At 49.7% G+C, this 8,950-nt stretch carries 5 protein-coding genes; 4 read left to right on the top strand and 1 reads right to left on the bottom strand.

The genetic code is table 11. From position 1 onward, the window contains the following. On the top strand, positions 1 to 666 hold a 666-nt coding region (locus AB1690_13505; GenBank protein ID MEW6016323.1), incomplete at its 5' end, for a hypothetical protein. After that, complete coding sequence (locus tag AB1690_13500) at positions 659 to 3,856, top strand: PEP/pyruvate-binding domain-containing protein (protein ID MEW6016322.1); 3,198 nt, start codon at positions 659 to 661, stop codon at positions 3,854 to 3,856. The genes AB1690_13505 and AB1690_13500, both read left to right, overlap by 8 nt. Here the strand turns inward: AB1690_13500 and AB1690_13495 are convergent. Then, the gene (locus tag AB1690_13495; protein MEW6016321.1) at positions 3,853 to 4,716 is read right to left on the bottom strand and encodes a metallophosphoesterase; all 864 of its coding nucleotides are present in this window, start codon (positions 4,714 to 4,716) and stop codon (positions 3,853 to 3,855) included. The two genes, AB1690_13500 and AB1690_13495, sit on opposite strands and share 4 nt — an antisense overlap. Positions 4,717 to 4,926: 210 nt before the next feature. Here AB1690_13495 and AB1690_13490 point away from each other — a divergent pair, with 210 nt between their 5' ends. Next, positions 4,927 to 7,872 (top strand): DUF2723 domain-containing protein, encoded by a 2,946-nt coding sequence (locus AB1690_13490; GenBank protein ID MEW6016320.1) that lies wholly within the window; start codon positions 4,927 to 4,929, stop codon positions 7,870 to 7,872. After that, positions 7,872 to 8,950 (top strand): glycosyltransferase family 4 protein (locus AB1690_13485; GenBank protein MEW6016319.1); only part of this gene is annotated, 1,079 nt, incomplete at its 3' end. The genes AB1690_13490 and AB1690_13485, both read left to right, overlap by 1 nt.

The following is an 8,950-nucleotide window of genomic DNA, read 5'->3' as shown; positions in this document are numbered from 1 at the left end:
AGCGCCGAGGAAACCGGCTCCGACATCGAAATGGAATTTGCCATGACTTTTTCCCGCGAGAACAATGCCGTGAAATGCCGCCTGGGGTATCTTCAATTGCGACCGATGGCAACACGGGACAAAGAAATTTCCTTGAGCAATGCCGAAATGCAATCTGAAAAGGTCATTGTTCGCTCGAGTCAGGTTATGGGGAATGGCATAATTGAAGGAATAACCGACGTAATCTATGTTAAGCCCGAAATGTTTAAGCTGTCGGAGACACCTCGTATAGCGGAAGAAGTAGAACTGCTCAACCGGGGATTAGCCGAGTCAGAGCGCCCTTATCTGTTAATTGGCTTTGGCCGCTGGGGGAGCAGCGAGCCCTGGCTTGGCATACCGGTCGATTGGAGCCAGATATCCGGAGCCAGGGCAATTGTCGAAGCTATTTTGCCGGACGTGGATATCGAACCGAGCCAGGGGTCTCATTTTTTCCATAACCTGGTGAGCTTTCAAGTCTGCTATTTGACCGTGCAGCTAAATGGGGAAGACCGGATTGATTTTGATTTCCTGAGCCAACAACAGGCATTGACAGAGACGACCTTTATACGGCATATTAGAATACAACAGCCTCTTGTAATTAAAGTTGACGGCAGAAGAGGACGAGGAATAGTATATAGAAATGAGTGACGCCGATAAAATCAAAGGACATCTTTTGGACTCGCTTCAGGAGCGGGCAAAGGAGTTGAATTGCCTGTATGAAGTGGAGGAAGTCCTGAGCAATGTCAATATTACGCTTGATGATGCCTTTGGCGGAGTCATACAGGCTATCCCCCAGGGATTGCAATATCCCGATTTTTGTCAACCCCGAATCGAATTTGAAGACACCATATATCAGCCGCAGAATTTCGCCGAAACCCCCTGGGTGCTCAGTTCGAGCATTGTGGTGCAGGATAAGGTGGTCGGGTCGCTCAAAGTCTATTACACTAAAGAGCTGCCGGCATCCGATGTAGGACCTTTCCTCAAAGAGGAAGCCAAGCTGATTAATACCATTGCCGACCGTCTGGGGCATTTCGTGATGTACCACCGGATGAAACAGCTGTTTCACAGCCTGAAAAAGACAGACGCCGAAAAAGATGATGACAACAAACAGTCGTGGCGCGTGGCGCTCGACCTTCTGCGTCAGACAGACCGAAATCTCTTTCTCAATATATCGCACAAGATGCTTAATTATCTCTGCTGGAGCGGTCTTGAAGAAGCAAAACGGCTGCAGCAGTACTACAACCCGGACCAGCGGTCGGAAGAAGACCAGGTTTTTGCGGATACCAACCGCCCCTATCAAAAAAGGACCCTTTCATTTTCCAGCGATTTTTTGAGCGACGAGACTTTCAAAATCGCCGCCGACCATCTCAGCGACAATGAAATATTCACAGTGATTCAGAAATGGATTCATGAAGACCGGATGAGTTTTCTGCTGGAGACCTTAAATCGCAACACTTCTCTGGCGGAAGTCGCGGAGGCGCTGCGCAAGTACTACCGAATGTCCCCCGGCGGCGCCGACCTCCCCACGCTGTCGCAACGCGGCGCCCGCGTTTCCTTAATACGACGGTTCTTCTCCGACCAGCTTGACTATATCAATATCGCCAAAAATCATATTGAGATTGTCGACTTCTACCATCTGATGCAGAATGTAATATATGGACCTGAATCGCACGGCAAATTGGGGGGAAAAGCGGCCGGATTGTCTCTGGCGTATCAGATTCTGAAAAAAGCCGATGTGGCATCGGGACTGCTCAACAACTTAAAGGCGCCCAAGACGTGGTATATCACCTCCGATGTAATCCTCTATTTCATGAATTACAATAATCTTCAGGATGTTGCCGAGCAGAAATATAAAGATATCAATCAAGTCCGCATCGAATATCCGCACGTAATCCAATCATTCAAGAACGCCCATTTTCCGCCTGACATTATCCAGGGATTGTCGGTGGCGCTGGATGATTTCAAAGATAGCCCCTTGATTGTCCGCAGTTCTTCGCTTCTCGAAGACCGAATGGGGGCAGCCTTTTCCGGAAAGTACAAGAGTCTCTTCCTGGCTAACCAGGGACCGAAAGAGAAAAGGCTGGAGGCGTTGACCGATGCCATAGCGGAAGTATATGCATCGGTATTCGGACCCGACCCGATAGAGTATCGCGCCGAGAGGGGGCTTCTCGATTTCCATGAAGAAATGGGAATCATGATTCAGGAAGTAGTGGGTGTAAAAATTGGGCATTACTTCATGCCGGCCTTTGCCGGAGTTGCTTTCAGCAGAAATGAATTCCGCTGGTCGCCCCGCATTAAGAGAGAAGATGGATTGATACGATTTGTGCCGGGGCTGGGAACGCGGGCAGTCGACCGTCTGAGCGACGATTATCCGATTTTGGTAGCGCCGGGACAGCCGGGCTTGCGGGTGAATATCACCTGTGATGAGATTATCCGGTATTCCCCGAAAAAAATCGATGTCATCGACCTGAAAGACAATTCCTTTGAAACCATCGAAATGAGGCAGTTCTTGAAAGAGTGCGGTCCCTTGATTCCCCGCGTCAACCAGATGATATCGGTTTGTGACCGCGACCATATCCATCAGCAGGTCGGACCAAATATCGATTTTGAAAGTGATGAATTGGTAGTGACTTTTGAGGGACTTATTTCGCGCACCCCATTTGTGGGGCAGATAAACACTATTCTAAAACTGCTTGAAAGCAAACTTAATTTCCCCGTTGATATTGAATTTGCGTCAGACGGACATGATTTTTATCTTTTGCAGTGCCGCCCCCAAAGTTCCGCCGATAACTCGGCGGCAGTCCCGATACCGAAAGATGTCTCTCCCGAAAGAGTTATATTCTCGGCGAAAAGATTTGTCTCCAACGGCCGAGTTCCGGACATAACGCATATAGTCTATGTTGACCCGGGACATTACGGGGAACTTCCCGACCGGGCCGACTTGCTGGCGGTGGGCCGCGCTGTCAGTCGCCTTAACCAGCTTCTGCCGAAACGTCAGTTTATCCTGATGGGTCCGGGGCGATGGGGCAGCCGGGGTGATATCAAGCTGGGAGTAAATGTGACATACTCTGATATCAACAATACCGCGATGCTTATCGAAGTGGCGCGCCAGAAGGGAAACTATATCCCTGACCTCTCTTTCGGAACGCATTTCTTTCAAGACTTGGTGGAATCGCATATCCGCTATCTGCCGCTTTATCCCGATGACCCCGGGGTAATTTTCAATGAACGATTTCTCAAGGGTTCCCCCAGCCTACTACCTGAGATTCTTCCGGAATTTGAATATCTCTCCGACACTTTGAGGCTAATCGACATTCCCCGAATAACTAACGGAATGGTGCTGCAGGTTCTTATGAACGCCGACCTGGATGAAGCGATTGGTCTGCTGGTGCCTCCCAAATCGGTTCTTGAGTCAGGCGAGTCAAAAGCGGTTGCCACCGATTCGGGCTCCAGCGAAGCCTGGCGCTGGCGAATGAGGATGGCGACATATATTGCGTCTCTTATCGACCCTGAGAAATTCGGCGTGAAAGGATTCTATGTCTTCGGGAGCACCAAAAACGCCACCGCCGGTCCGGCCAGTGATATTGATATATTAATTCACTTCCAGGGACCTGATGAAAAGAGATGCCGCCTGGAATTCTGGCTGAATGGGTGGAGTCTCTGTCTCGATGAAATGAACTACCAGCGCACCGGCTACCGCACAGGCGGGTTGCTTGATGTCCATATAATTACCGACGACGATATCGCCCGCAAAACCAGTTACGCCGCCAAGATAGGCGCCATAACCGATGCCGCTCGTCCTCTGCCGATTTCAAGCCGAAAGAAGAACGGCGACTAAATAATTTCCCTGATTGCCTTCTCCGGCGCCTCCGGATCAAATCGAATCAAGGCAAGTTCCGCTCCGTCATATGCCGCCGACATCATTACGGTTTTCCCCAGGACTTCCAGCCAATTGCCTGAATGCCGGAATGATTCATGGATATGTCCGTGCAAGGTAATCAATGGTTGCCTGTCCTGGATAAAGTCCCGAACGGCGATACTTCCCTGGTGCTTATCGCGCTCCACTCCTTCATATAGTCTATTCTGAGTGTTAATGATATCCAGAGATGTCCCATAAGGCGGGGTATGGAATAAGAAAATAGCACGCGAAAGGTCTTTATCTCCGGCAAGTTCATTCAGGTCGCTTTTAATTGTCGAATATCGGAGCTCCGATGCGCCGACCGCGACGGAATGATACCCCTCTTCAGGCGCAATATCGCCCGGTTCCAGGTACCGTGAAACATCATAACGCTCCCAGTCTTTCAGCAAGAAGGGGGTGGGAGGGACATAACAATACCCCAACAATGTATAAGACTGGAATGGAACCACCCGTGACTGCAGATAGACCAATAATCCCTGATTTTCCAATTCCTTGACGGCAACTTCCTGAATGCGGGGGTCATCATTTCCCAGAATTACGAAGATACCGGGATATCTATTGCCCAATTGAGTTTTCAGTTTTCCGAGCCTTGCTCCCAGGAAATCGAGAATGAAGTCGTAACTCGATTCTCCCCGGAGCGACTCGGGAATCAGTTTGGCAGGCAGGAGGTCGCCTCCAAGGAATACAGCCTCCGGCTTCTCTTTCAGTATTATCTTGAATAGTTTCCGGTAGCGTTCGATGCTGCCGTGAAGGTCGCTGGCGAATAAATAGAGTGGCATAGATTTCTCGATTATGTCACTCTTATCATAATCAACTTGGTAAGGAGCTACCAATACTTTATTTTAGTTCTGGACAGAAAGGAGAAAAGCTGTATATTTACAAGTCTATTTTGTATAAAGAGTTAAATAGCATTCCAGAAGGTTTTGTGATTGAATCTGCCGTCCATTAAGAGTCCCTTCAATTCATGCTTCGATAAGGTCAACGCCTTGGTGGCAGGGGTGATCTTTCTTCTCACCTTTATTGTCTATTTCCTAACCAAGGCGCCGACGCTATCATTCTGGGACTGCGGAGAATTTATCGCCAGCGCTTATACCCTGGGCATCCCGCATCCGCCGGGGACCCCTTTCTATATAATACTGGGACGATTTTTTTCAATACTCCCGATTGCCTCCGATATCGCGGTTCGAGTGAATCTTCTTTCGGTGGTCTCCTCGGCGGCAGCGGCAATGTTCGGTTACCTCATTCTGGTGCGGATGCTTCGGTACTGGGCTACTAATACGAGTGATTTGGCCGGTCGTCTCCTGCCATACTTTGGGGGCGCGGTGGGAGCGCTGTTTCTGGCATTCTCGAATACCCATTGGGGAAACTCGGTCGAAGCGGAGGTCTATGCGCCGGCTATCATGCTGATGATGATTATCTACTGGCTGGGGTTGAAATACTTTGAAGCGCGTGAAACTGAGCCGGGATTTCGTTTGATGATCCTTATCGGTTTCGTTGCCATGCTCGGTATCGCTGTCCATCTCACCATCTATATCGTCGTGCCGGTCGTGGCGCTCTTTTTCATTCTCAAGAGAGACGCCGGGGCAAAAGATTGGGGAGTGATTTCACTTTTCTTCATAGCGGGACTTTATCTCATTTTTGAGCTCTCGTCTCGCCCGGGAGAAATCCCTCTATATTTTCCCGCTCTTATCTTCCTGATAATCTTTCTGTTTCATCTGGCTCTCGCCTTCAACGTCGGCAGAAAGGCTGTGATAACTCTCGCTCTTTACGCGATTACTCTGATTCCGTTCCTTCTCAGCATTGTCGGCAGTCTTCTTGATGGCCCGAAGGCGCCGGCGCGGAATATATCTACCGGAACCTTGATAACCTCCCTCGGATTGATTCTGCTGTCATTATGGGGAATCTGGGGGCTGATAAATATGAGAAAAGCCGGCAAGATTAATGAGACTCAAACGGAATCGTTAGTTATCGCTGTCTATTCGCTTGCCCCCGGTATTCTTGCCGCACTGGGCATAATTTTCAGCGGTTACCACTCCTTTCTATTCCTGGCCGCGACACTGGCATTGGCGCTGGGACTGCTTCTTCGCCGCGCGCTCAACTGGACCTTGCTGATTGCCATAGCTTCGGTCTCGTCAGTCATTCTTGGAATCTGGCAACTTTTCTGGGGTGTTATACTCGGAGCCGCGGTTCTGATTGCGGTTGGCATTACCCTGAAAGAGAAATTCTGGAAAATCGGGGCGGCGGTTATACTGATGGCGATTATTGGATTTTCTATTCATGCCTATATTCCGGTCCGCTCCTCTCAGAATCCGTCACTCGACATGAACAAACCGTCACGCTCTCTGGCGGCAACCATCGGCTTTCTGGAGCGGAAGCAATACGGCTCAGAAAGTATGGTAGAGCGGATGTTTGTCCGCCGCGGCAGTTGGGAAAATCAATTCGGCGATTACCAACGGATGGGATTCTGGCGGTTTTTCAAGGAGCAGTACGGTTTTGGAGGCAGGTCTTTCTTTATCATTCTCGTTATAGGGCTATTTGGTTTTTGGGAGATGATTCGTCGCAAGCCGGATATTGGATTGCCCTTTTTTTTGCTGTTTCTTATCAGTTCTGTCGGGATTGTCTTATATATGAATTTTGCCGATGGAACTCGCCAGAATCCGGTCACCCAGCTGGATTACCTGGAAGTGCGAAACCGGGACTATTTTTTTACTCCGGCCTTCGTCCTGTTTGGACTGGCTATAGGTATGGGCATGTCCGGCATAGTGGAATTATTCCGGGAGAGCTTTAAACCCAGCGGCAAAATTTCGAGAGCGGCCACAATTGCGTTCGCGGCAATACTGACATTTACGCCAATAGTCCCGCTGAGGGCAAACTACTTTCCCAATGACCGCTCCCGCAATTATATTCCGTACGACTATGCCAGAAATTACCTGGAATCATGCGACCCTGACGCTATCTTATTCACCAATGGAGATAATGACACTTTTCCCCTCTGGTGCCTTCAGGAGGTATATGGTATCCGCATGGATGTCCGCGTTGTCAATCTGTCGCTGGCTAATACCTCGTGGTATGTAATGCAGCTTCGCGACCGGATGAATGTTCCGATAGCCTGGAGCAGTGAAACTATTGAAAAACTCCGCCCCTATCTTTCTGCCGAAGGCTATCCCATGCGGATTCAAGACCAGGTGATGGAGCATATAATTGCCACTAACGATTGGCGCACCCCCCTCTTTATGACAGTTACCGTGCCGCAGGACTCACGGAAATTAAGGGGGCAGGCGCTCGATGAGTATCTAATACTGGAAGGGATGGTTTACAGGGTGGTTCCGACAAGAGGCAAGGACCGGGTTGACCTGGAGCGGACCAGGCATCTAATGCTGGAGAAATATCAATATCGCGGCATCAGTGACCATAAAATATATAAAGATGAGAACAGTATTCGTCTGACCGGCAACTATGTCCAGGGATTTCTGGCGCTTGCCAATGAGATGAAGAATAGGGGAGACTTGCCGGCGGCGCTCGAATATCTGAAAGCGGGACAGGCTGCCATACCAGATTCCCCGGAATTAAATATTCACGCCGTCCGTCTCCTTGCCGAAATGGGTCGCGACGAAACTGTCGAGCAGTATATCAACGAATCCCCTTATTCGGACAAAGGGAGAATGTACCATGTTTGGGGTGTGACGCTTAAATCCGCCGGCAGAGTGGAAGAGGCCATCAGGATTTTCGAGAAGATGCATCGGCTCTATCCGGATTATGTTGATGGATACCGGGCGCTGGTCAGTCACTATTATCAGTATAGATATTTCAGCCGCCTTCGGGAAACGGTCAGAGCCTGGGTCGCTCGTCATCCGGAGGATATAGAATCGCAGCGTCTTCTGGGCGAGATTCAGAGGCTTGACCCTGCGCTCGACACAATCGAGGGTGTCAGGTGATGCGAATTTTGGCGCTGAACTGGCAGGATTTGACCAACCCTCAGGCCGGCGGGGCGGAGGTGCACCTAGAAGAACTGCTGCGCCGGCTGGCGCGCAAAGGGCATGAAGTCACTCTCTTTTGCTCCGCTTATGACGGCGCCAAAGAAAGCGAGACTATTGAAGGGGTGAGAATTATCCGGAAAGGAAGCCGGTTCAATTTCAACCTGATTGCTCCTCTGGAACTGCGTCGGTTGGTCAAGAGGAATAGATTTGATATTCTAATTGAGGATATCAATAAGATACCTTTTTACACCCCGCTTTATCTTAATCTGCCGACTCTGGTTGTGGTGCCGCATCTATTTTCCACCTCGGTCTTTAAAGAGATTAATTTTGTTCTGGGGCTTTATATCTATCTGGCGGAACGACCGCTCGTGCCGGTCTATCGAAAATTCAAATTTAATGTTATCTCGGAATCGACAGCGGATGATATTGCCCGGCGTGGAATTGCGCGGCAGAATATCTCTGTGGTCCATTGCGGTATTGATGAAAAGACGTACTCCTACGACCCGAAGGCGAGCAAATTCGAAAAGCCGACTGTTTTGTATCTGGGAAGAATAAAAAAGTACAAGTCGATAGACCATCTCCTTCATGCCTTTCATTTATTGCTAAGAGAGATACCGGAAGCGGAGTTGAAAATAGTCGGCAGCGGCGATTATCTGCCGCAGTTGCGTTATGCCGCCTCGGCTCTCGGAATTGCGCCGAAAGTAGAATTCACCGGGTATGTCAGCAGCGCCGTAAAAGTGAATTTTCTCCGCCGGAGTCATCTTTCGGTATATCCCTCAATGAAAGAAGGCTGGGGGTTAACCAATATTGAAGCCAATGCCTGCGGCACGGCGGTGCTGGCGGCGAATTCTCCCGGGCTGCGCGATTCGGTGGTGGACGGAAAAACCGGATTCCTTTACAGTTATGGCATTATATCGGAGATGGCCGAGCGGATGAAGCAGGTTTTGAGTGATGAGTCATTGCGAGTCAAGTTAGAATGCGGCGGAAGGGAGTGGGCGAAACGATTCAACTGGGATGATGCCGCGGAGTTATTCTT

The sequence above is a fragment of the Candidatus Zixiibacteriota bacterium genome (genome assembly GCA_040753495.1).
Lineage (GTDB): Bacteria > Zixibacteria > MSB-5A5 > GN15 > PGXB01 > DYGG01.
Note: the sequence above shows the minus strand (reverse complement) of the source record. Positions and strands in the feature narration are given on the sequence as shown.

Bases quoted from the DNA above. Each gene is read 5' to 3' on its own strand.
- AB1690_13495 (MEW6016321.1), bottom strand. From the start codon at position 4,716: ATGCCACTCTATTTATTCGCCAGCGACCTTCACGGCAGCATCGAACGC.
- AB1690_13500 (MEW6016322.1), top strand. From the start codon at position 659: ATGAGTGACGCCGATAAAATCAAAGGACATCTTTTGGACTCGCTTCAG.